This is a genomic window from Paenibacillus sp. H1-7 (assembly GCF_022354825.1).
GTDB lineage: Bacteria > Bacillota > Bacilli > Paenibacillales > NBRC-103111 > Paenibacillus_S.
The window spans coordinates 4,550,779-4,576,007 of the sequence record NZ_CP031168.1 but is presented as its reverse complement, the minus strand read 5'-3'; the positions used below and the strand labels follow the sequence as shown (position 1 = coordinate 4,576,007).

Sequence of the window (25,229 nt, the reverse complement as noted above, 5' to 3'; positions counted from 1 at the left end):
CACTAGACAATATGATAAGTCGACTCAACAAAATGATTATTCTAATATGAAGAATAATAGAGTATACTCAGATTAATCCAATAATATTAGTAGGAATAATTGTCTTTGACAAATATATATCCATAACATTTAAACGGCCAACCGGACAGCCGGAGACCCCCCATGAAATATCATAGGGGAGGTCTCTTTTTTTGTCCAATTTGAGATTTCACGCATAGGAGATGATCATGGTGCTTAACGAAAGACCCAATATTCTTATTTTTATGACTGACCAACTACAGGCGCAAGTGATTTCGCCGAGCCATCCTTGTCAAATGCCCCATGTGAACCGGCTTGCTTCTGACGGGGTTACATTTTCTCATACTTATACAACCATGACCCATTGCTGCCCATCAAGAGCATCCTTTATGACTGGCAAATATCCTTCCCAGCATGGAATATTTAACAACGTCAGCAACAGAGCGGCACTTCGACGCGGACTGCTGCCAGGAGTAGAAACATTTGGAGAGAAAATGAGAACTGCAGGATACGACCTTTATTTTTCCGGCAAATGGCATGTGTCTGCAGAAGAAAACCCATCCGATCGAGGCTGGGAGGAATTATTCGTGGTAGCCTCGAAGGACGTTCAGATGGGACTGACCATCGACCAGTGGCGAGGCAGAGATAAGGATGAAGTGCCGGTCGAAACAAGAACTCAAGGATTGGTGCTCCGACCTGGCTGGGGACATTACAAGCTATACGGAACGTCTGGTAAAACGTATGAGGAGACGCGTGATTACCAAGTGGTGCAGCATGCAGTGAACAAACTCCACGAAATCAAGGATGATTCGAAACCATGGTGCATGTATGTGGGGGTGACAGGACCCCATGATCCGTTTATCATTCCGGAACGATACGCAACTTTGTATGATCCGAAAGAGATTCCTTTGCCGCCTAATTACTATGATTCTTTGGTTAATAAACCAGGGGTATATCGCAGGATGAGGAAAGTATGGGATCAATTATCAGAAAGGGAAATCAAAGAAGCGACTGCACACTACTGGGGTTACTGCACAATGGTCGATCATATGCTTGGAGAGGTGCTAGACGCATTAGAAGCGAACGGCCAAGCGGATAATACACTGGTCGTCTTTTTGTCTGATCACGGGGAAAGCGGCGGAGCACACGGTCTTTATCTAAAGGGGATTAGTCCTTACGAGGAAACATACCGGCTGCCATGCGTCGTCCGTTGGCCGAAGGGAATATGTGAGCCGGGAAGAGTGGTCAGTGATCTTGTGAGCATCATGGATTTTGCCCCTACTTTCGCGGTGCTTGCCGGTGCTGACCAGCTTCAAGGCGTAATGGGGCAGAGCTTGACGCCTTGGTTCAAAGCGGTGCGACCAGAATTATGGCGGGATGCGGTATTCAGCCAGTGCAACGGAGTGGAGGTGTACTATACACAGCGAATGGTTAGAACGTCCCGTTACAAGCTGGTGTATCATCCTACTGATGTTGACGAACTATACGATTTGGTTGAAGACCCCTATGAGCTTCATAATTTAACCGAGGAGGCGGATAAGCTTGAGGTGAAGCGGTCATTGTATTTGAAATTGTGGGAAGAGGCGGCGCGTGCCGATGATATTATCTTCAACCAATATCCGACCGTAGCAACAGGAGATTGGGGACCGGCATCAGCAATCGGGAAAAAGGCATAGCACTAATTTGACCGGAACACAGTTTGGCTCGACACATCACTAGACTCAATTAAAATAAACTTTTTAGCAGAAAGGAAGTGCCGCTTGAATGAGCAATAGGCCAAATATTTTGCTGATCACGAGCGATCAGCAGCATTGGAATACAATAGGAGCATTTAACAATGAAATATCCACGCCAAACCTGGACCGCCTCGTCCGTGAAGGCACTACTTTTAACAGGGCTTATTGCCCGAATCCGACCTGCACGCCGACACGCAGCTCAATCATTACTGGTCAGTATCCGAGCCAACACGGAGCATGGACGCTGGGAACCAAGCTTTCGGAGAAAGCGCGAACCGTTGGAGAAGAATTTCTCGATGCGGGCTATGAAACCGCCTTGATAGGGAAGGCGCACTTCCAACCGCTCGTCTCCACGCCTGAATATCCGTCTCTAGAAGCTTATCCTGTTCTGCAGGATCTCGACTTCTGGAAGAAGTTTGATCAGACCTATTATGGCTTCCGGCACGTGGAATTGGCTCGCAATCATACGAACGAGGCGCACATCGGTCAACATTATGCCATATGGCTGGAGGAAAAAGGGTGTACCCATTGGCGGGACTACTTTCAGGCACCAACCGGGACGATGGATAAATCCGTGCGGCATAAATGGACGATTCCGGAAGAGTATCATTATGACGCATGGATCGCCGAACGGACCAATGTGCAGCTGGAACGGTATAAGCAGGAAGATACTCCGTTTCTGCTATGGGCGAGCTTCTTCGATCCGCATCCGCCGTATCTGGTGCCGGAACCGTGGGACACGATGTACGATCCGGAAAAGCTGACCATTCCAAGAGTTCTTGTCGGGGAGCATGACGTCAACCCACCGCATTTTCAACTAGCGCAGCAGGAAAAGCCTGATTTCTCCGTTTATAAAGAATCGGGCTTCGCCAACCACGGATTGCACTCGCATAAGCACAGTGAGGCCGGATTGCGCAGAAACATCGCCACGTACTATGGTATGACCAGCTTGATGGATAAATATATCGGCCGTATTCTCGATAAGCTGGATGAGCTCGGCCTCACAGACAATACGCTGGTAGTGTTTACTTCCGATCACGGTCATTTTTACGGTCATCATGGCTTAATTGCTAAAGGGCCGTTCCATTACGAGGATTTGATCCGTGTGCCTATGCTGGTACGCTACCCTGGGCACGTTCCGGCGGGACATATGAATGCTTCGATGCAATCGCTCGTCGACTTTGCGCCGACCCTGCTCCGGTACGCGGGGCTGGCGATCCCATACACGATGTCCGGTAAGGATCAAAGCGAAGTTTGGAATGGACGGCAGGATGCCTTACGCACTCATATTTTATGTGAGAACCATCATGAACCAACTACCATTCATCTGAAGACTTATGTAGACGAACGTTACAAGCTAACGGTTTATTTCAACCAAGAATACGGGGAAATGTTCGACCTCCATCAGGATCCAGAAGAGCGATATAATTTGTGGGACAAACGGGAGTATGCTGATTTGAAATCAAAGCTGTTATTGAAATATGTATGGGCTGAGCTCGGAAAAGAACCGCTGTTCATGCCCCGTGTAGCGAATGCGTAAGGAGGTTGGAAAGGATGTCTTCTTTCATGCTAGCGGATGATCAAGCCGCAAATGACATCACATCGCCGCTTCGTTTGACTCTCAAGCCACCCCTCGGCTGGAACAGCTTCGATAGCTACGGATGTGCGGCATCGGAGACGGTACTGCTGGCGAATGCCGAAGCGATGGCAAAAAGGCTGAAGCCTTCGGGCTATGAATATTTTGTCGTGGATAACGGCTGGTTTGCTGAATACGAGCTGGAGACGGGATCGTATTACCCTAAGGTTCGCCATGCGGACGATGTTCATATCGACGAATATGGCAGATACCAGCCGTCGAAGGTGTATTTCCCTAACGGCTTGCAGCCGCTGATCGATCGAGTGCATGAGCTTGGTCTCAAGTTCGGCATCCATCTTATGCGCGGCATTCCAAGAAAAGCGGTTGAACGGAATGTAGCGATATACGGAACCAACGTACATGCAGCGGATATTGCCAATATAGACGATACGTGCTCGTGGTGCCATTATAACTACGGTGTCGATATGAGCAAACCTGGAGCGCAATCGTTCTATGATTCGCTCATTCATATGCTGGCCGCTTGGGGTGTTGATTTCATCAAAGCCGATGATATAACAGGGCATCCGCAGGAGATTAAGGCATTAGTTAACGCGATTGCATCATCCGGCAGAGATATCGTGCTCAGCCTGTCGCCAGGAGGGCAAACGAGCCCCGTCCATATGAACGTGTATCAGCAGGCGAATATGCTGCGAACGACAAAGGACATTTGGGATAACCGGTCCGACCTGGATAAAGCGTTCAACGCCTGGCATGCTTATAACGATTATCGGAAGGAAGGCTTCTGGCTTGACTTGGATATGATCCCGTTCGGTCATCTGCAACTTTGGAAGCCGAGAAGACCCGGAGAACAAGCGGAGACCTCACCCGAGAAGGAACTTAGCGGCAAAGGATTCGAACGAATGGACGGACTGAGCATCCATCAGAAATATACGTTCATTACGATCCGTGCTCTTGCTGCGTCTCCGTTATTTATGGGCGGCGATCTGTTAAGCTCCGATGAATTTTCTTACGAGTTGATTACTAACCGTGGCATGCTAGCGTGCAATCAAAACGGCGTTATGGGAGCCAGAGTTTACGCAGAAGACGGAGTCGAGGTGTGGGCGGTATCTCATAGAATAAGCCCGGACGATGGCTGGATCGGCATTTTTAACCGTCATCAGGAAAAAAAGTCAGTTCGGTTTACTCTAGATAAGCTGTCCCTGAAGCAGGGGAGGGATTACACTCTCGACAATATTTGGAACACGCCTGACTTCTTCTGACTGATAGGGTGTTGTCAGCCGTCATTGATGGGGACGGCGTCTTGTTTCTACATTACCATTCATCGACATAGTGGGAGAAGAGCCGATGAAGGAATACAGTCATGAATTTGCCGAGTATTTATTTCATACGCCAAGTGATTTCGAAAAAACAGGCGGATTATGGATAATTCGCGCCGGTCGAAACAAAGCGAAGGCGGATTATCAGGTTGGCCCCAGAATGATTGAGTGTTATTCACTTCACTTTATCATCAGCGGGTCCGCCACCTTCCTGTATGGCAATGATACAGTAACGTTGTCCAAAGGCGATTTGTTCTGCTTATTTCCACACCAGCGATACAGTTATCATGTGAATGCTTCAGCATCCGATTCCGATCTTCGCATGTATTGGCTCGCTTTTGATGGAGGGCAGGCTCAGTCTGTCCTTAAGCGGCTAGGGCTTACTCCGGAGCTGCCCTACCTAAGATCTATCCAATCCTACGAGCACGAGCCGGTGATCGTGCGCATTCATAATTTGCTGCGCGAGAAGAAGAAAAACGCCGGCGAATTGGAGCTGGTCTCGCTGCTCTATCAATTATTTGCGCATCTTTCTGAACAGCCTTCCAGCTCTTTGAGCACTTTCGGGAGCGTTGACTGGCTTAAACGAGCGGTACAGTATATGGATACACACTATATGGAAGGGATTACAGTCGCTGATGTTGTGGAAGTAGCCGGGGTGCATCGCTCGCATGTTTACAATGAATGCATCCGTCTGCTTGGACTTAGCCCGCAGCATTACTTGACCAAGCTGCGGATGAATCGGGCACTGGAGCTTCTTTTCGATCACAAGCTGAGTGTTACGGAAATTTCATTATCGCTTGGGTATCCCGATTTATTTGCCTTCTCCCGAGCTTTCTGTAAGTATTACGGTAAGTCGCCAACCCGCTATATAGCGGATCGGCGTTGAGTCGACTAAATGACAAAAGAAACCGACAACATGATATTCACATTGGTATGGAAAGTCATATAAGATAAGCATATTAATTCCGGTAAATTTTATTGGAATAATGCAATATTGAATCTTGTATAGCTGACCAGCCGTCTGGAGGCCTCGGAACATTCAACCTTGTTCCAGGCTTCTTTTTTCCAAATGGCGGCGGATGGCCGAATAACAACCATCCTACGATCCAGTATTTGAACCAAAAGTTCAATACGATTCTAAACGAGCAGTCTCTGGCCGCTGCAAGTATTTTTACGTCAAATGCTGATTCAGGACGACACTAACGTCGGTCGATCACAGGTGCTGCTTGATCGGTTAAGGGCTGACAATAGGTTCAAAGGAAGGAGTACCACGAATTGAGTAGACCGAATTTTTTGCTGATTACGAGTGATCAACAGCATTACAGTACGATCGGCGCTTTCAACCCGGAGCTGCGGACACCGAACCTAGATCGGCTCGTGCGGGAAGGAATGACCTTCACGCGCGCATACTGCCCGAACCCGACGTGTACGCCAACACGCAGCTCGATTATCACCGGACAATATCCAAGCCAGCACGGAGCCTGGACACTAGGGACGAAGCTGCCGGAGGATAGCCTAACGGTAGGCGGGGAGCTTCTGGACGCCGGCTACAGGACTGCACTCGTCGGCAAGGCGCATTTTCAACCGCTGGGACAGACGGAGGAATTTCCTTCCCTGGAATCGCGAGCCAAGGTACACGATTATGAGTTTTGGCGGTCGTTTAGTGAAGTTTATTACGGCTTTCAGCAGGTTGAGCTGTCGCGCGGGCATACGAATGAAGCAGCCGTAGGGCAGCATTACGTCCTCTGGTTGGAGGAGCAGGGTTGCGCGAACTGGCGGGATTATTTCGTAGCGCCGACCGGGACGATGGATGCTGAAGCCCGGCATCAATGGCCAATTCCGGAACGATATCACTATAATGCCTGGATTGCAGAACGGACGAACGCATTGCTTGAGCAGTATAAGTCGGAGGGGGAGACGTTTTTCCTCTGGGCCAGCTTTTTCGATCCGCATCCAAAATATTTGGCTCCGGAGCCGTGGGATAGGATGTATGACCCGCAGGCAGTTAACGTTCCGGGATTGTATCCAGGAGAGCATGACCGTAATCCGCCGCATTTTGCCTTAACCCAACAGAAACAGCCTGATTTCGGGGCTTATCGGGAATCAGGATTTTTCAGTGCCGGACACCGTACTCATGTGCATGACCCGGAGAAGCTACGAAAGGACATCGCCGTATATTACGGGATGATCAGCCTGATGGACAAATACATAGGCCGTATCCTCGATCGGTTGGAGGAGCTGGGGCTAGCCGAAAATACGGTGGTCGTCTTCACCTCCGATCATGGGCATGTGTATGGACACCACGGATTGACATCGAAGGGACCGTTCCACTATGAAGATTTGCTTCGGGTCCCTTTCATCGTCCGGTATCCTGGCAGGGTACCGGCTGGCGCCACGTCGGATTCGCTGCAATCGCTGGTAGACTTGGCTCCGACCTTTCTGTCGATCGCCGGACTATCCGTTCCCCAGAGGATGACGGGAATAGATCAGTCGTCTGTCTGGAATGGAAAGCAAGCAGCCTTGAGAGACCATGTCATTTGCGAGAACCATCAGGAGCCGACTGTAATGAACTTGCGAACCTACGTGAATGAGCGTTACAAACTGACGGTATATTTTAATCGTACCTACGGAGAGCTATTTGATTTGTGGAAGGACCCCGGCGAGGTGCACAACCTATGGGACGATCCCGAACATTTAGAAGTCAAGCAAGAGTTGATGATGCGGTATATTTGGGCTGAGCTCGGCAAGGAGCCGCTTTGGATGCCGCGTATATCAGGTGCTTAAATAAGCTTCGAAAATTTGAAGGGCATAACCATGGGAAAATGGAGAATGACGCTGCTTTCCTTTGTTATCGTATTCACTTGGAGTCTTGGGTACGTGCCCATTCCGCTTATGCTGTTCTAACGTTCAAAGGAGCGGGTTTGGACGCCGGTGGCTTTAAGTCAGTCGTTGCAGAGGATCCTTTTGCGAACGGAGTTATATTATCCGGTGCGGATGTAGCGGTCATTAACCGCTCGACGGATGCAGGAGACAATTGGCTTATGTCTAACGGCGGCATTACGAACGAGCAACTACTGCAGGTGGCAAGTTTGGTCTTTTCTCCGGTGACAGCCAATAAGGTATATGCGGCTCTTGGGATAGCCGGCGGTCTGGCGGCTTCGGCGTTTCTATGAATGGAGGCCAGGATATCGCCGACAGCTTTTATCACAGCAATACCGGATTTCCTATAGATATCAGTGTAGGCGAAAATGGCAAAGTGTATGTCTCGCTGAACGGTCAGGGAATCTTGGTGGGAAATTAAAAATCGGAATTGAATCAGATCGACGGCCCTTGAGTTCGGATGCTTTACGCCGAAGCAAGGGCGTCGATTATATGGATCTTAAAGTCCATGAATTAGTAGCAGTGTGGGCGGAATCGTTCTGAATAAGCATAGTTCAGCTTTTGTCCCCGGAGTTCAACCGCAAACCCCGTGTAAAATGAAATGAATCTGAGGACTACAGCGATCGATAGAATATTCGGTTTACATATTCAGCAGTCATCTACTTACAGAGTCAGGAGGAGACCTATGAATCGGAAAATTCAAGCGGCCTTAGTAGGAGCCGGCAAAAGGGGAAGGAACGCCTACGGCACCTACGCTTTGCAGCGACCGCACGAGATTGAGTTTATAGCGGTTGCGGAGCCTGATACGGAAAAACGCGAGCTGTTCGCCAAGCAGCACGGCATTCCGCCTGAACGACAGTTCGCCTCATGGAAGGAACTGCTGGCACAGCCTAAACTGTGTGAAGCACTGCTCATATGCACGATGGACCGGGAGCATTATGCGCCGGCAATGCTCGCCTTGGACATCGGTTATCACATTTTGCTTGAGAAGCCGATGTCACACGACCCGTTGGAGACGCTGAGTCTTGCGGACAAAGCGGAACAGAGCGGCCGCATTTTGAGCGTATGCCACACGATGCGTTACAATCCGTATTATCATGAATTGAAACGGCTGCTCGATTCCAAAGTCATTGGCGAGCTAATCTCGATACAGTGGGCGGAACACGTCTATTATGAGCATTATGTTACCAGCTTTGTCCGGGGGAATTGGAGGAACGCCGGGGAATCGAGCCCGATGATTTTACAAAAAAGCTGCCATGACTTGGATCTACTGCAGTGGCTAATCGGTTCCAGCTGTATCTCCGTATCTTCCTTCGGTAAACTGACATACTTTCGCAAAGAAAACGCACCCGTCGGTTCGACGGAACGGTGTACGGATGGCTGCGCAGTTGAAACGACCTGCCCGTATTCGGCTATTAGGAATTATTACCATACGAAGCAGGGGGGCTGGTACAATGCGGTCAGTCTACAGCCGTCCTTAGAGGCTCGGTTGAAGGCGATTCAGGAAGGTCCGTACGGACGATGCGTATTTCACTGCGACAATGACGTCGTGGATCACCAGGTGGTGAATTTGCTGTTCGAGAATGATGTTACCGTCTCGTTCACGATGACCGGTTTTGCCAGCGAGGGAACCAGGTCGTTCAAGCTCATGGGGACTTTGGGTGAAATCCGTGGTTATCGAAAGAAAAACGAAATCACCTTAAACTACTATAACGGCAAACAGGAAACGATCTTTCCGGAAAAGGTTGAAGGAGGACACGGAGGCGGTGATTTTCTGATCATGCGCGATTTCTTGATCCAAATTCGTACCGGTAATTTGATAAGCAAATCTGGTGCAGCAGTATCAGCCCAAAGCCATATGATCGCTTTTGCCGCAGAGCACTCTCGGGTGACTGGACATACCGTAAAGCTGTCCGATTATGCTCACTCGATAAGATCAGGCAGACCGGATGATGGTCGGGAACCTAACCGGGAGGAGGTGCGAGTATGAGCAATCCGGTAGAAAAGCAAGCTGAGAAGCGTACAAATGTGCTCATTCTATTCACCGATCAGCAGCGATTCGATACGATTCAGGCAGCAGGGAACCGCCATATGGAGACGCCGAATCTGGATCGTCTGGTTGCTCAGGGATGCCTGTATACGCATGCACACAGCTCCAATCCCGTGTGCATGCCGGCCCGGCACGATCTGCTGACCGGACTCCCGGGAAGGGCGCACGGCTATTTCACGAACGACAAAAGCCGTCCTATTAAAGACTACAGTATGCCGACCGTCGCCCGTATTTTTTCTGAAAATGATTACAGAACCGCAGCCATCGGCAAAATGCACTTTCGTCCGAGCCGGATGCATCATGGGTACAATGAGTTGATTCTAATGGAAGAAATCCCAAAACGTCGTCAAGACGATCAGTACGCTTCTTACTTGGCAGAACAAGGTCTAGGGACAATTCAGAACATTCATGGGATCAGAGCAAATTTGTACCATATTCCCCAGCAACCGCAGATGGAAGAAGCGCATCATCCGAACCGATGGGTAGCGGACAGAGCGATGGATTGGTTGGAACAAAACGGAGAGGAACCATTCTTTCTGTTCTGTTCATGGATCCATCCTCATCCGCCGTGGGCCGTGCCTAACGAGTATCGCGAACTTTACCGGGACCGAGAGATTCCTCAGCCTTCTCCAGTAACGCGCAGCTATCCGTTTGAGGAGCCTGGGAGTGTCTGGTATGGGGATGATGAGAACCCTGAAAATATTCGGGCAATCCGAGAAGCCTATTATGCTTCCGTCACGCACGTGGATTTTCATATTGGACGACTGCTCGATTACCTGGAAGCGAAACAAATTCTTGATAACACGCTCGTTATTTTTGCATCAGATCACGGAGATATGTTGTATGATAAAGGTTTTTTTCAAAAATCGCTCCCCTATGACGGCTCCGTGCGCATCCCGTTCATTGTCCGCTATCCGGAAAAAGTAAAAGCCGGGACCAGTTCGGAGGCGTTTGTCGATTTGTTGGATATAATGCCCACGTGTTTGGATGCGTGCGGCTTGGCGTATCCTGACTCACCTTATGAGCTTCCCGGCGAATCGCTCTTTGCCCTCCACCCTCGACGCAATCGAGAACTACAAACTAGTAGTTTCGGTGAAGGGAAGAACCGCTGGGTGATGGTACGGGACCGACAGTATAAGTATGTTTATTTTTATAATAAAGGAACCGAACAGCTATACGATTTGGAGAACGACCCGCAGGAGCTTCACAACCTTATTGGCACCGGGAAGGAACCGGAGTGGGTCATAGCTCGACTGAAAAACGAGGCGATTCGTTATGAAGAGAGATGGGGGCCGGAAAACGCGATCCGGGAAAATAATTTCCTCGCTGTGGATGGCCAAGGAATCAGGACTGGTGCGAAGTACGGCAATATCCAATTCCATACTATGGACGAACGAGGACCGAGTGAAAGAGGGGAGCAGTACATCCGCGAATGCCGATGGGCGCTTCAAGGTGAAAACGGTATACAACTTAATGAGATATGCAACGAGCCAGAATATGTGGAAAAGTTTTTGCGGGCATGGGAAGCTTTTGCCAAGGATAAGGAACTTGCGGTTCGGGAGCTCTTCAAGTAGATATAGTTTATTTGTTTCAACAGGAGAGGAGTCTGACCATGGCTTAACATGATCATAAGCGTTCCTGCTTATCCATAGGCCGCATTGGAAGAACTGGGAACCACGTACGTGTGATGGAGGCGTCACCCGTTGTTTATGGGCGGGCACTTCCACACTTAGTTCAGTTGGCTCGTTACGAAAATTCGGAAATGCTCGCCTGCAACCAGAACCGGGTCATGGGGCCAGAAGAAGGGATTAATATGATTAATGAAACGAATCAGCTTTTACGAAGGAAAACAGACATTGTTATTATCGATATGGGTATTTTGGAGGAAAAGGAATATTGCGAGGATTACAGGATAGAAAACACCATTGTAAATACTCCGATTATTGAGCGGGTTGCGGAAAACATATATTATATGCGGTACTAAGGGAGGAGTCACAGAAATGGCCAGTACAGCGAAACAAAAAGGGTGGAACATTTTGGTTATTACATCAGATGAGCATAATGCCAAAATCATGGGCTGCGCGAACCACCCCATCATCCGAACGCCGGGATTAGACCGGCTCGCCAGCGAGGGAACGCTGTTTACGAAGGCTTACTGCGCGTATCCGATCTGCGCCCCGACCCGGCAAAGCTTTATCACCGGACAGTATCCGTTGGAGCATGGGCAGCTCAGTAACTCGCACGTGTTTGATAAACGAAACCGGACTTGGGCGCATCATTTTAAGCAGCATGGCTATACGACGGCATGTATCGGGAAAATGCACACCAACCATGAGTCCTACGAATACGGCTACGATTATCGCTATAGTACGGAGCACATTCCACAGGAAATCAAGACGCGAAAAGCATTGAATCCGCCCATATTCGATCCGGACGACAAACTTATTTTCGATTCGATAACGGACATTCGTAACGGTGGAAAACAGCCCTCGCGGTTACAAGGCAAAGTCGTCAACGATGAATCGTTAGAAAACGATGTCATTATGTTGGAAGAAGCGATTCAATACTTGAAGACGCATCGGTCAGATAAGTTTTTCCTGCACGTATCGTTCGTTCAGCCGCATTGGTATTGGAACACGCCAGAAAAATACTACTATATGTATGATCCTGAACAGATTGACCTGCCGGAAACCGTTCCCGGTGAGCTCGAGAGCAACGCGGTGGTTTATAAAATGGCGGAGAAGGCCGGGTGGTTTCAAAATACGGAGAAAATGCACAGACTGGCACGGGCGCGATATTACGGGAGCATCAGCTGGATGGACAGCAATGTGAACCGTCTGTTGGATACGCTTGACGAGCTTGGTCTTAAAGAGAACACGGTAGTTGTTTACTTCTCCGATCACGGTGATATGGCCGGTGAAAAAGGTCTGTGGCTTAAAAACCAGATGTACGATTCCTCTTCTCGTGTTCCCCTTATTATCCGGATGCCGGGTATCGTTCCGGAAGGTGAAGTCAACGACATGCTGATCAACCATGTAGATTTGTTTCCGACCCTTGCCGGCTTGGCGGGAGCGCTAGAACACCTGCCTGATCACCTATCCGGTGAAGACTTATCCGACTCCATTGTCAGTAGAGAGGACGGAAAGGAAGCCCGTAGAGCGAAGAAGTTCACCTTCAGCATACAGGGATTGAAGAGCGTAGATAGTGTGCCTCAGCAGGTGATGGCGCGTTCCGAGAACTGGAAGCTCATACAGTATACACATGAAGAGCCCGAGTATCGCTACGTACTGTACGACATGAAAAACGACCCGGATGAAACGCAGAACGTGGCCTATGAAGAACATTTATGTTCTGTCGTTCAGGAACACCTGACTGCAATTGAACAATTTCTTAGCGGATTGCGAAAGCCGGTCTACGAGGTGAAGCTCAAAGAGCAAACGGGTACAACGCTGATTTGATGGAACTCGAACTCCATTCAGATTATTTCCTGTTCAAGGAGAGTTAACTGAAGTGACTGTCAAAGATACAACCTTCGAACGCCTTATAACCGGCTCCATTAACCGGCAGACGAATTTTACCCATGAAAGGAAAAAGTCGTTCAGGACACGCGGCCATGACGTCCGCTCTTCAGGGAGCATATCGGAAAGCCGCTGTCCTCTTCAGACAGTGCCATTCCCAGAGAAAAATGTACTAAACGAAATGATAAAAAATACAAGACGATATGATATGTACTTCTACCGTCAAATTCTTTATCCTGAATTAAACCAACTAATTTAATATGATTAATATGATTTAAGGTTCATTTTGGATTATTTAATATAAAATGGGGGCATCGGTTTATGGTTACTAAAGGTTTGATCGTCACGACCGTCTTGACTACTTTAATCGTTTCAGGATGCAGCGAAAGAACGGATAAGTCTACCAGTTCAGTTGAAACGGTTAAGGAGGTACCTGAACCGGTCAAATTAACGTTGTACCAGAGGGGTGCGAACATAAGCGATGAAGAGTTTCGAGCTTTGATCGCAGAACCGGTTCAAAAAAAATATCCGTACATTACGGTAGAATTGGTCCGTTCGACGCAGGATGCATCGCCGGTAAGTCTTCTGTCCGGCGGCAGTCTGCCGGATTTATTGTTCGCCAATCCCGGAACGCTACGGGAGATCAAGGAATTGAAAGCCGTCGAAGACTTGACGGAACTGGTTCGTTCGACGCGATTCGATCTGAGTAGGTTCGAATCGTACACGATCGATGCCATCCGAACGAACGGCGGAGATCCGAACAAGTTGTACGGAATTCCATTCTCCGTCAACTTCTCCGTGCTGTACTACAATAAAGATATTTTCGATAAGTTCGGCGAAGCTTATCCCGTGGACGGCATGACCTGGGACGAGGTGACTAGTCTTGCCCGAAAAGTGACCCGATCGGAAAACGGCCAGCCTTATTACGGTCTTCACCCCGCCGATGTGGATCGAATGGCGGGACAGTTATCGATTGGGGCTTACGATCCGAATACGAGAAAAGCTACGCTGACTTCCGAAGGCTGGCTCCGGGTGTTCGCGGCGAATAAAGCTGTTTGGGATATTCAGGGCAACCAGCCAGGCAACAACATTACGGCGTTTATGAAAGACCGCAACCTGGCGATGATGCCGCAGCTCGGAGCAAGGCTCGGTGAGCTGGAAGATTTGCATAAACAGGGTGTCCCGCTGAACTGGGACATGGTTTCCTATCCCACTTTCCCGGAAGCTCCCCAAACGGGCAGCGAAACGGACGTCCATACATTATCAATTACGTCCACCAGCAAACATAAAGAGGCGGCATTCAAAGTGATCGAAGTTGTATCGGAGGATGCGACCCAATTGGAGAAGACCCGGCGAGGAAGGCAGTCGGGCTTGAAAGACCCGAAATACAAAGAAAGCTTTGGCTCTGGACTCCAAACGCTGCAAGGAAAGCATGTTGCCGCTATTTTTCAGATCATTCCCGCAAAACCTCGATTTAGCGATAAATATTCCGATATTGCTAAAAACCAGATCGCAACGGCTATGAACAAAGTGATTAAAGGAGAAGCAGACATTAACTCTGCGCTGCGGGAAGCAGAGGAGCTGGCTAACAAACAAATCGAAGCGGCAATCAACAAATAAAGATCACTTCAAGATGAAAAAATGGTTTGAACGCTGGTGTTTCGTGAGAAACCAGCAAGTTTCTCTGGATTATTAACAAACAGCAGCTTAGAGAACGTTAGGAGGTGGTACGGGATGGCCACAATAGAGATTAATCATCTGTATAAGAGATATGCCAAGAACAAGCATACGGTCGTGAAGGATTTCCATCTTGAAATAAAAGACAAGGAATTTCTCGTGCTTGTAGGCCCATCTGGATGCGGCAAATCTACAATGCTACGGATGATTGCAGGCCTTGAGGACGTGACCGAGGGTGAGATTTATATCGGGGATACGCTAGTCAACGATTTACCGCCAAAGGACCGGGATATCGCCATGGTATTCCAAAATTATGCGCTATATCCCAATTTGAACGTTTACGAGAATATCGCTTTCGGTCTTCGATTACGTAAGTTGCCGAAACATGAGATTGATCTTGCAGTGAAGAGGGCTGCGCGCATTTTGGAAATAGAGCCTTTTTTGGACCGAAAACCGAGACAGCTTTCCGGGGGACAAAGACAACGTGTGGCTTTGGGACGCGCTATCGTCCGTAATCCGCAAGTTTTCCTGATGGATGAACCTCTATCCAATCTTGATGCGAAGCTTCGCATGCAAATGCGTACTGAGATCATTAAGCTTCATAAGTCACTTAAAACGACGATTGTTTATGTTACCCATGATCAAGTTGAAGCCATGACGATGGGGGATCGTATTGTGGTCATGAAGGAGGGGGTAATTCAACAAGCTGATACGCCAGAAAGTATCTACTCCAAACCGAACAATACTTTTGTAGCCAGCTTTATCGGGTCGCTACCAATGAACTTCATTAAGGGCCGCGTTCTGGAGAATATACCCGGAAAGCTCGAATTTCACACCCCACGTTTTTCTCTAAATATTCCTGAAATTGCATCGAATATGCTGATCAAAAACAAAATGGTGAACCGTATCGTAACACTAGGAATACGGCCGGAGAATATGGAATTGGGGAAAGCAGCTGAAATCGCAGGAATTCCAGGTTTTCATAAGTACAACGAGCTGATGGGGGCAGACCGCTACCTGCATTTGGACATCGGTCAGGAACAGTTACTTACCATCCGAGCTAGCCCTGAGATTCAGTATGTTGAAGATGATTTAGTATATGTTACTCCAAATGTATCCGAGGCGTTGTTTTTTCATTTCGATACCGGAGAACGATTGAGTTAAATACCAGTAGTAAATAACGTGATGTCCGATGTAATGGGATTGCTTTTGGGTAAATTTTATAAAAAAGAGGTTGACAAACATTCTCCAGTGGTGCTAACATCCGTTTATACTAATTTCCAACTAAACATACTGGAATTAACGACTTTAAAAAAAGTGCAGTTGACCGGACCTCCGGAGACGCGCTTCCCATAGAGGAGCTGCGTCTTTTTTTTTTGACTTGCTCGTAGGGAAGGAGACATCTTATGGTTTACGCAGCGGAAAAAAGGGAATGCGCGGGAAGCGGGAGCGTGTGGATTATCGTACACGAAAACAGTTATGGTGCCTACTGTTCATTGCACCGCAGCTTGCTTTATTTTTACTCTTTACGTTGTATCCGATCATCATGAGTTATGTGTACGCATTTTTCCATTGGAGCGGATTCGGGCCGCTGCAGGACTATGCAGGCTTAGCAAACTTCAAAGAGACACTTTATGATCCGATTTTTTGGAACGCGTTCCGCAACAGCTTGACATTTATGGTGTACGTCGTTTTGATACAGGTGCCTCTCGCGCTGCTGATGGCATTGCTGTTGAATGCCGATTGGCTGAAAGGAAAGGCATTTTACCGAATGCTCTATTTCTTGCCTGTCGTGACGACGACGGCCGTTGTGGGCCTGGTCATGCGTTTCGTTTTCGGCGCCTATAAAGGGCTCGTAAACGAGGTGCTTATCCGGGGCGGGATACTAAGCGAACCCGTCGATTGGCTCGGCTCGATCGATACGGCGTTTTTGGTCGTCGTGATCGTTGGCATATGGAAAAGCTTCGGGATGAAGATGGTCTATTGGCTGGCCGGTATCCAGTCTCTTCCGAAGGAGATATTTGAAGCGGCGAAAATCGACGGTGCGGGTCCGCTTCAGATGCTCCGGTACATTACTGTCCCGTTGCTATTGCCGGTCGGAAGCGTCATTTTGCTGATGTCCGCTGTCAATGCACTACATGTATTTGATCTTGTCAAGGCAATGACGGACGGAGGACCGGCGTTCAAGACGGACATGGTCGACGTGTATATATACCGCTATGCATTTTCCGGCAAAGGGGAGGCGAGGGTCGGCTTCGCATCCGCTGCAGGCGTCTTGTACGGCATCGTCGTCATGGCGATTTCGCTCGTGCTGGGGCTGCTAGTGAAGATGACCGGGGGACGTAAAGGCGGGAAAGTTTAGGGGAGGGGAGAGCTATGTCGACCAAAAAAATCAAAAAACGCTCGCCGTTCGTGCTGCTCGTTCATTTGCTGCTGACTGGACTTGGGGTCGTCTGGATATATCCTTTTATTTGGATGATCATGGCTGCCTTTAAAACGAACAAAGAATATATCAGCTCGGGCATTTCGCTGTGGCCGGAGCAATTCCAATTCGCAAATTACAAACGGGCCTGGGAGACGGCGCATTTTTCCGTTTACTTCTGGAATACCGTGATCGTTACGGTCGCCGTTGTCGCCATTGTCATCGTCGTATGCTCCATGGCGGGCTATGCAGTGGGAAGATTTCACTTCAAAGGCAGGCTGCTCTTTATTTCGGCGATCACCGCAACGATGTTCATGCCGAAGGGCTATACGATCATTCCAATTTATACACTGGTCAATCAGCTTGGGCTCAACAATACGCTGTGGGGTGTTATTTTGGCGGAGGCCGGGGGTGCGCACGTCTTATTTATATTGTTGTTCGTGGCCTATTTCCGCGGTTTACCTAAAGAACTGGGGGAATCGGCGGAGGTGGACGGGAGCGGATTTATTCGAACCTTCGCGCAGATTATGCTGCCGCTTTCCAAACCGATCATTGCAACGACAGCAATCATGCAGTTTATGTTTACTTGGAACGCATTTTTGATGCCACTCGTATTTACGCTCGGCAAACCGAAGTTGCGTACGCTCGGGGTCGGTATGTTTCAATTCGTAGGAGAGAATACGCTGGATTGGACAGGAATGGCGGCTGCGGCCAGTATTTCTCTCATTCCGATTCTGATCGTATTTCTGCTGCTGCAAAAATATTTTATCGAGGGCGTCGTTGGCGCCGTGAAATCTTAACATCAAAGCGAAGGACAAACAAGGAGTGAGCAATATGAAAAAGAACTACTGGAAATCAGCAGTGGCCGGAACTATTGGCGCAGCACTGCTGGTAACGGCAGGCTGCTCGGATACTTCGGATCTAGGTAGCCAAACTGCCGGTGACGGCAAAGAAGCGGTCCTTACCGTTTGGGGCTTAAGCGACTTCCTAAAAGGTGAGGAGAGTCCCGGACAGCAAATGGTCAACGAATTTAATGAAAAGTACAAAGGGCAAATCCGCGTGGAAGCAAGATATATGCCTGCAGCGGAATACAATACGGCGATTCAGGCCGCGATTGCCTCAAACGATTTGCCGGATATTTACCAGACGCCATCGAGCTCGGATATACGTACGTTTGTCGCCAACGGACATGTGCTTCCATTTGATGGTCTCGTATCGGATAGCTGGAAAAGCCGGTTTTTCGAGGGGAGCTTTGTGGAAGGCGTCAACGTGATCGACGGCAAGACGTACAGCTGGCCGCTTACGGGTCCGCAGCTCGGCTCGATTCTATATTATAACAAGGACGTGTTGAAACAAACCGGCCTTGATCCGGAGAAGCCGCCGAAGACATGGGATGAGCTGATAGAAATGGCGCGGACGGTCACGGCTAAAGGAAAAGGCGATGTGTTTGGTGTCGTGTTTGGTGGCGGGGAATCCGGGGGCAACTCGGGTGTCGTCAACTTCGTGAACGCCTTGGCGGCTGGAGCTTCTCCGGAAGCAGCCGGCGGCTTCAACTATAAGACAGGCAAGTATGCCTATGATTCCAAGGCGACGTTGGATTCGTTCAATCTTCTGCTCAAGCTGAAGCAGGACGGTAGCATCCTGCCTTCATCCTTTACGCTGAAAGGAGCGGAAGCGGGCATCATGTTCGGGCAGGGGAAGGCGGCGTTCTTGATTGACGGCCGTGCCCGGATGTGGATCGTCAAACGGGATACCCCGGATGCAAAATTTGGTCTCGCCCAGGTGCCGACGCCGGACGGCAGCAAGCCGACCTACTACTACGTTCCGGTTAATCCGTCGGGATATATGATTTCGTCGAAGACAAAGCATCCGAAGGAAGTCGGCATTTTCCTTGAAAACGGGTTTACCGCCCCGATATTCTACGAGCGCTACCTGAAAAGCGGAGTCGCACTAACGCCAATCGAGAGCATTAATAACAATAAATCGCTGTATCCGTATCCCGAGTTCAATACGTTTATGCAGCTTCATAAAGATTTATTGAGGGTAAGGCCAGATTATGCGGTAAAAAATGCGCAAACCGCCAAGGTCGTCGTCGAACTGGGAACGCTCGACCAGCCAAAGGTGAAGCCGGGATTCAACGATATTTTGCAGTCCGTGCTGTCCGGGACGCAAAAGGATGCGGCTGGCTTGTTAAAAGCATATAACGATAAGCTGAACAAAGGACTTGAGGAGGCTGTAAACAAGGTGAAGGCGTCCGGAGGAAATGTTAGCCCGGATGATTTCAAGTTTCCGAACTGGGATCCGAAGAAGGATTACACTGGCGATGACTATAAAGCGTTGAAATAACTGCAAGGGACGGAGAGGAGCACATTCGATGAGTTCAATGAATTCTAATGGTAAGCCGAATATCGTATTTATCGTATCGGACCAGCACCGGGGAGATTTTATGGGCTGCGCGGGCAACCGAGTGGTTCTCACGCCGAATTTGGACCGGCTGGCTGAAGGCGGCGTTCAGTTCACACAAGCCTATTGCAATTCGCCGTTATGCGTGCCTTCCCGCATGTCCATGCTAACGGGACGTTATCCGCACCAGACCGGCGTGTTCGGCAACAGCGATCATCTGGCGTCGGACATACCGACCTTTGTGCATGGACTTGCGCTGGGCGGTTACGAGACGGTGCTGTGCGGCCGGATGCACTTTGTCGGGCCGGACCAGCGGCATGGGTATAAGCACAGACTTGTCGGCGATATTACTCCGACGTATCTGGGCGGGCCTTCCACAAAGTATGGTGCCTTGAAAGGGACGTCCGGTCAAGGGCTGCGCTCAATCGAGACGGCAGGTCCGGGAAGCAGCCCGGTGCAGCAATATGACGAGCAGGTGACCCAGTCGTTTGAGCGGTTTGCCGCGTCCCGCGATGGTTCCGGCACAGGTCAGCCGCTGTTCATCACCGTTGGGCTGTACGGTCCGCATCATCCGTTCATCAGCCCGCAGGTGAATTACGAACAGGCAGTTCGGGCAATGGCGGACGGCGATGCGCCGATCACTCTGGACAGCTTGCCTCGCCATCCGTGGCATGAGAATTGGTTTAGTCGGTTAAAGGCGGAGCAAATTACACCGGAGCAGCTCACAGAAGCAAGGGCGAACTATATCGGCCTTGTATACCGGCTTGACGAACTGGTCGGGCGAATCGTCAAGGCGGCAGAGGCACTGCCGGGAGATACGTGGATCGTATATGTGTCCGATCACGGGGAAATGGCCGGGGACAAGGGCATGTTCTGGAAGCGAAGCTTCTACAACGGCGCGCTGCGTATACCGATGATATGGCATCCGCTGCGTCATGGCGGACCGGGCGGCATCGTCCGGGGCGCCAAGGTGGATACGCCGGTCAGTTTGATCGATCTGGCGCCGACGTTCCTTCAAGCGACACAATCGCCGTTGCCATCTTTTCTGGCCGGGAACGATTTGTCCCCACTGTTGTATGGCCGGGGGATTGAAGGCACCGTATGGGAGCACATGCCTCCGGTATACAGTGAGCTGCTGACGCCGCAGGATTCCGCGATTCGGATGGTCCGGCAGGGAGACAATAAGCTTATTTATTACCATAACTATCTGCCGGTGCAGCTGTTCGATCTCCGTACCGATCCCCATGAAACGACCAACCTGGCGGAAAGCGATGAATACCTTGGGCTCGTTCAGAAACTAAAAGGCCTTGCGTTGCAAGACTGGGATCCGGATGCGCTGATCGCTTCTTCTTTACGGCGTCATGAGGATCAAGCATTTATCGCAAAGTGGGGCAAGCAGGTCGGACCGGATTGGCATGAGGTGTGGAACCCGGAAGATCCGGGCGGCAATGATCCCGTATTCGAGACGCAGAGGGAGATCGCGGGTGCAAAGGAGGGACAGCAATGAATCCTGTTAATAAACCGTCCTGCTGCTCCATAAGCCAGCAAAGCCGTGAAGAGGTGGCGTTCGCCCCTGTGACAGCCGAAAGCGTAAGCGGGGGGAACACGGCTCCGTACACTGACGGGGCGCCGGGTTCAGGAGCAATCGGATGCAAGGAAGTCGAGTCCGACAATGAGGTTGGGATAGAGACCGCCAGCGGAATGGTTTTCCTGCCGGGCGGCACGTTCCTTATGGGGACCGACGATGCGGAAGGCTTTCCTGCCGATGGGGAAGGACCGGTTCGAGAAGTGGAGCTTTCCCCTTTTTATATCGACCGAACGACCGTGACCAACTCGGAATTCGCGGATTTTGTTGGGGATACCGGATATATTACCGAAGCGGAACGGTTCGGGTGGTCCTTCGTGTTTCATTTATTTGTTGAGGATCCCGTTCGCAAGACGGATACGAAGAATGTCCCCGGCGTGCCCTGGTGGCTCGCCGTCCAAGGGGCGAACTGGCGTCAGCCGGAGGGAGAAGGCTCCTCGATCCGCGACAGGCTGGATCATCCGGTGATCCATGCTTCCTGGAACGATGCGGCTGCATACTGCAAATGGGCCGGCAAACGGCTGCCGACGGAAGCGGAATGGGAGTATGCGGCCCGGGGCGGATTGGTGCAAAAGCGGTATCCGTGGGGCGATTTACTGAAGCCGGACGGTAAGCACCTTTGCAATATTTGGCAGGGAAAATTCCCCGATAAGAATAATGCGAGTGACGGCTATATCGCTACGGCGCCGGCGCTATCTTTTCCGCCAAACGGTTACGGTCTCTATAATATAGTAGGTAATGTATGGGAGTGGTGTGCCGACTGGTTTAGCCCAAATCCGGCAGCCATCGGCGTTACGAAAAATCCGCAGGGACCTAGGAACGGCACGAACCGTGTGATGCGGGGCGGATCGTATTTGTGCCACAAATCGTACTGCAATCGTTACCGCGTCGCTGCGCGTAGTTCCAACACGCCGGACAGCTCGACAGGCAATCTCGGTTTTCGATGTGCAAAAGACGCATAACGCATAATTTTCAATAGAAACGGTGTAATGATCGACACCGAACGGTTCGTACAATAATGGTTAGAAGCGTTCATAAACGGACTAGAGGAGAGTGAAAGGGTCATGGCCAAACGAAATTCACAACCGAACGTCATTGTCTTTTTTACCGATCAGCAGCGCTGGGATACGACAGGAGTGCACGGCAATCCGCTGGGGCTCACTCCGAATTTCGACCGTATGGCGGCGGGCGGCACTCATTTGTATCATTCATTCACCTGCCAGCCGGTGTGTGGTCCTGCACGATCAGTGCTGCAAACCGGACTGTATCCTACGACAACAGGGTGCTTCCGTAATTCGATTCCGCTGCCAGAGAGCTCCAAGACGCTTGCCCATTATTTCCGCGAAGCCGGATACACGACCGGATATATCGGGAAATGGCATTTGGCGGGTGAAAATCCGGTGACCGAATCGAAGCGGGGCGGATATGAATATTGGCTGGCATCGAATGCGCTCGAAAGGACATCGGATGCGTATGATACCATTGTGTACAATAACGATAACGAGCTGGTGAAGCTGCCCGGCTACCGGGTGGACGCGCTGACAGATGCGGCGATTCGTTATATCAATAAGCGTCAGGATGAACCCTTTTTCCTGTTTGTATCGTATCTAGAGCCGCACCATCAAAACCACCGGGACGACTATCCCTCCCCGGACGTATATGCGAACACCTATACCGGCAGATGGACGCCGCCGGATTTGGCGGCGCTCAGAGGAACGAGCGCGCAGCATCTGGACGGTTACTATGGAATGGTGAAGCGTCTCGATGAAGCGCTCGGACGCGTGTTTGACGCCGTAAAGAGCCTTTCGCTGACGGACGATACGATCATCTTGTTTACCTCTGACCATGGCAACCATTTCAAGACGCGTAACGGCGAGTACAAGCGTTCCTGCCATGAAAGCTCCATCCGAGTTCCAACTGCTTTGACCGGACCGGGCTTTACGAGCAGAGGACAAATCCGGGAGCTGGTCAGCCTGATCGATTTGCCGCCGACGCTGCTCGATGCCGCGGGTATTCCGGTTCCGGAATCGATGCAGGGACGCTCCATCCTGCCGTTGCTGCGCCGGGAGACGGCCGACTGGCCGGACGATGTGTTCGTGCAAATCAGCGAAGCACAAACCGGACGCGCGATCCGTACACAGCGGTGGAAATATTCGGTATCTTCACAGCAGCATGACCGCAATAAAGCTTCATCCGATACTTATGCAGAGGAGTTCCTATACGATCTGCAGGCCGATCCATACGAACTGACGAACCTGATCGGTTTCCAGTCGCACCGGCAGACCACCGAAATATTGCGGGAGCGCCTGTTGCGACGCATGGCCGAAGCAGGTGAGGCGCCTGCGGTGATCCTCACTACTGAGGAGAAGATGAGCGGCCAGCGCCGCGTATCGGAGCTGGAAGCCCGAAATTAGACGTTTGATCAAAGGAGGAACACCGAATGAGTAACAGTATCGTTTTAATATCTGACGAGCACAATCCGTTCTACTCCGCCGTGTACGGCCACAGCTTCCTTCGCACACCGAGTATGGAGCGTCTGGCCGCCGAGGGTACCGTGTATGAGAATGCGTATTGCCCTTCGCCGCTCTGCACACCGAGCCGTTCTGCTTTCATGTCGGGCCGGCGGGTGCACGAGCTGCAGGTGTACAGCAACTGCAATGTCGGGCTGCGTACTGATTTCCCGTCCTACGGCAAGGTGCTGCATGACCAGGGTGTATACACCGCGCATTTCGGTAAAATCCATGTGTACGAGTCGGCCAAACGGCTCGGATTTACAGAAATCCATCACCGGAAGGAGCATAAAAAACCCGGCGATAAGAATTTTAGCCGCAGGCCACTTGCGATCCGAAAGGATGCAGCACAGAGGGCGGACGGCTACGGCGTGAAAGAAGACGCGTTTGATGGTGATTTAAAGGTTATCAATGAAGCATTGAATTGGCTGCGGGAGGTGGCTCCGACCTTAAACCAGCCATGGACGATGACAATCAACCTGCTGAATCCGCACTTTCCGCAATGGAACACGCAGGAGTATTGGAATTTGTACCCGCAGGGCGGAGATCTTCCCCGTTACGGCAAAGAGGAGGAAAGTGCGAACCATCCGTATGCACGCGATTTGCGAATGCACTTCCAGACAGATTTATTTACGGAAGAACAGGTGCGGGGGCTGAGAAGAGGATATTTGGGTAATGTCGCCTTTATCGACGACCAGCTCGGCCGACTGCTTGACGCGCTGCAGGAGAGCGGACTCAAGGAAAGCACGAATGTCATTTACACGTCGGATCACGGGGACATGCTCGGAAAATTCGGTATGTGGTGGAAATGCTCGCTTTACGAAGATTCCGTTCGCATTCCGTGCATCGCGGCCGGGCCGGATTTTGCTAAAGGCAAACGGGTGGAAACGCCGGTTGACTCGCATGATATCCAGGCGTCCCTGTTCCACGCTGCAGGCGCTCAGCGGCCGTCGCATTGGGCGGGCGAGCCGCTTCAGACGGTGAAGGAGTGCGATCCTGAGCGCGTGGTGTTCTCTGAATACCATGGGCACGGTACAAGATCCGGCGCTTTCTTGATTCGCAAAGGGGACTGGAAGCTGATCTATAATGCCGAGGCGCCGCATCAGCTGTACCATTTGCGTGAAGATCCGGATGAGTTGAATAACGTGTTTGCGGATTATCCGGAAAAAGCGGTTGAGCTCGAGACCGAACTTCGCCGCATTTGTTCCCCGGAGCTGGAAGATGAGAGGGCGCATCGGTTTCAACAGGAGCAGCTGCGTCTGCTGCGGGACAAAGCATTCGAAAATGAAACCCCGGCAGGTGCTTGATGATAAGTCAAGGAGTGCAAGCAATGAGGCATGTTGTGCTTTCCTTTTTTAGCAAGATTTCTAATTAGCTGTCTCCATACACTAAATAATTTACAGGAATTATCTTCTAGTCAGCCGGAGACGTCATTCCATGGGATGTATTGCTCATGCGAGGCGTCTCTTTTTTATTCAAGCTTATCATACGATATGCCGGTGTTTTACACAGGCCAG

19 protein-coding genes are annotated in these 25,229 nt (G+C 50.4%); all 19 read left to right on the top strand.

The window, feature by feature from the left end; translation table 11 throughout:
* The first annotated feature begins 221 nt into the window (after positions 1-221).
* The gene (locus DVH26_RS20290) at positions 222-1,694 is read left to right on the top strand and encodes a sulfatase family protein (RefSeq protein ID WP_345774004.1); all 1,473 of its coding nucleotides are present in this window, start codon (positions 222-224) and stop codon (positions 1,692-1,694) included.
* Between the two features lie 88 nt (positions 1,695-1,782).
* The gene (locus DVH26_RS20285; protein WP_239624656.1) at positions 1,783-3,294 is read left to right on the top strand and encodes a sulfatase family protein; all 1,512 of its coding nucleotides are present in this window, start codon (positions 1,783-1,785) and stop codon (positions 3,292-3,294) included.
* A gap of 14 nt (positions 3,295-3,308) precedes the next feature.
* Positions 3,309-4,610 (top strand): glycoside hydrolase family 27 protein, encoded by a 1,302-nt coding sequence (locus tag DVH26_RS20280; protein ID WP_239624653.1) that lies wholly within the window; start codon positions 3,309-3,311, stop codon positions 4,608-4,610.
* Positions 4,611-4,695: 85 nt separating this feature from the next.
* Positions 4,696-5,553 (top strand): AraC family transcriptional regulator, encoded by an 858-nt coding sequence (locus tag DVH26_RS20275; protein WP_239624650.1) that lies wholly within the window; start codon positions 4,696-4,698, stop codon positions 5,551-5,553.
* A gap of 389 nt (positions 5,554-5,942) precedes the next feature.
* Complete coding sequence (locus tag DVH26_RS20270; RefSeq protein ID WP_239624648.1) at positions 5,943-7,451, top strand: sulfatase family protein; 1,509 nt, start codon at positions 5,943-5,945, stop codon at positions 7,449-7,451.
* Positions 7,452-7,588: 137 nt separating this feature from the next.
* Positions 7,589-7,840: a hypothetical protein gene (locus tag DVH26_RS20265; protein WP_239624645.1), complete on the top strand. Its 252-nt coding sequence runs from the start codon at positions 7,589-7,591 to the stop codon at positions 7,838-7,840.
* Between the two features lie 392 nt (positions 7,841-8,232).
* Positions 8,233-9,537 carry a Gfo/Idh/MocA family protein gene (locus DVH26_RS20260; RefSeq protein WP_239624642.1) on the top strand — a complete coding sequence of 435 codons (1,305 nt, stop codon included), beginning with the start codon at positions 8,233-8,235 and terminating at the stop codon, positions 9,535-9,537.
* Positions 9,534-11,171, top strand: a complete 1,638-nt coding sequence (locus DVH26_RS20255) for a sulfatase family protein (RefSeq protein WP_239624639.1) — start codon at positions 9,534-9,536, stop codon at positions 11,169-11,171. Before DVH26_RS20260 ends, DVH26_RS20255 begins: the two co-directional genes overlap by 4 nt.
* Before the next feature lie 110 nt (positions 11,172-11,281).
* On the top strand, positions 11,282-11,581 hold the full coding sequence (locus DVH26_RS20250; protein WP_239624637.1) for a hypothetical protein: 300 nt from the start codon (positions 11,282-11,284) through the stop codon (positions 11,579-11,581).
* Positions 11,582-11,597: 16 nt separating this feature from the next.
* On the top strand, positions 11,598-13,055 hold the full coding sequence (locus DVH26_RS20245; protein ID WP_239624635.1) for a sulfatase-like hydrolase/transferase: 1,458 nt from the start codon (positions 11,598-11,600) through the stop codon (positions 13,053-13,055).
* 381 nt (positions 13,056-13,436) lie between these two features.
* Positions 13,437-14,735 (top strand): ABC transporter substrate-binding protein, encoded by a 1,299-nt coding sequence (locus tag DVH26_RS20240; RefSeq protein ID WP_239624633.1) that lies wholly within the window; start codon positions 13,437-13,439, stop codon positions 14,733-14,735.
* A 114-nt stretch (positions 14,736-14,849) separates the two neighbouring features.
* Positions 14,850-15,956: an ABC transporter ATP-binding protein gene (locus DVH26_RS20235; protein ID WP_239624630.1), complete on the top strand. Its 1,107-nt coding sequence runs from the start codon at positions 14,850-14,852 to the stop codon at positions 15,954-15,956.
* Positions 15,957-16,245: 289 nt separating this feature from the next.
* Positions 16,246-17,154: a carbohydrate ABC transporter permease gene (locus DVH26_RS20230; RefSeq protein WP_239624627.1), complete on the top strand. Its 909-nt coding sequence runs from the start codon at positions 16,246-16,248 to the stop codon at positions 17,152-17,154.
* Between the two features lie 14 nt (positions 17,155-17,168).
* A complete protein-coding gene (locus tag DVH26_RS20225; RefSeq protein WP_239624625.1) occupies positions 17,169-18,014 on the top strand; it encodes a carbohydrate ABC transporter permease in 846 nt (281 codons plus the stop codon).
* Positions 18,015-18,048: 34 nt separating this feature from the next.
* Positions 18,049-19,560 carry an ABC transporter substrate-binding protein gene (locus tag DVH26_RS20220; RefSeq protein ID WP_239624623.1) on the top strand — a complete coding sequence of 504 codons (1,512 nt, stop codon included), beginning with the start codon at positions 18,049-18,051 and terminating at the stop codon, positions 19,558-19,560.
* A 28-nt stretch (positions 19,561-19,588) separates the two neighbouring features.
* Entirely contained in the window at positions 19,589-21,124 is a 1,536-nt protein-coding gene (locus DVH26_RS20215; protein ID WP_239624620.1) for a sulfatase-like hydrolase/transferase, read from the top strand.
* Positions 21,121-22,164 (top strand): formylglycine-generating enzyme family protein, encoded by a 1,044-nt coding sequence (locus DVH26_RS20210; RefSeq protein ID WP_239624617.1) that lies wholly within the window; start codon positions 21,121-21,123, stop codon positions 22,162-22,164. Before DVH26_RS20215 ends, DVH26_RS20210 begins: the two co-directional genes overlap by 4 nt.
* A 102-nt stretch (positions 22,165-22,266) precedes the next feature.
* Positions 22,267-23,616: a sulfatase family protein gene (locus tag DVH26_RS20205; RefSeq protein ID WP_239624616.1), complete on the top strand. Its 1,350-nt coding sequence runs from the start codon at positions 22,267-22,269 to the stop codon at positions 23,614-23,616.
* 26 nt (positions 23,617-23,642) lie between these two features.
* Positions 23,643-25,019, top strand: coding sequence for a sulfatase family protein (locus tag DVH26_RS20200; protein ID WP_239624615.1), 1,377 nt, complete (start codon positions 23,643-23,645; stop codon positions 25,017-25,019).
* Positions 25,020-25,229 lie beyond the last annotated feature (210 nt).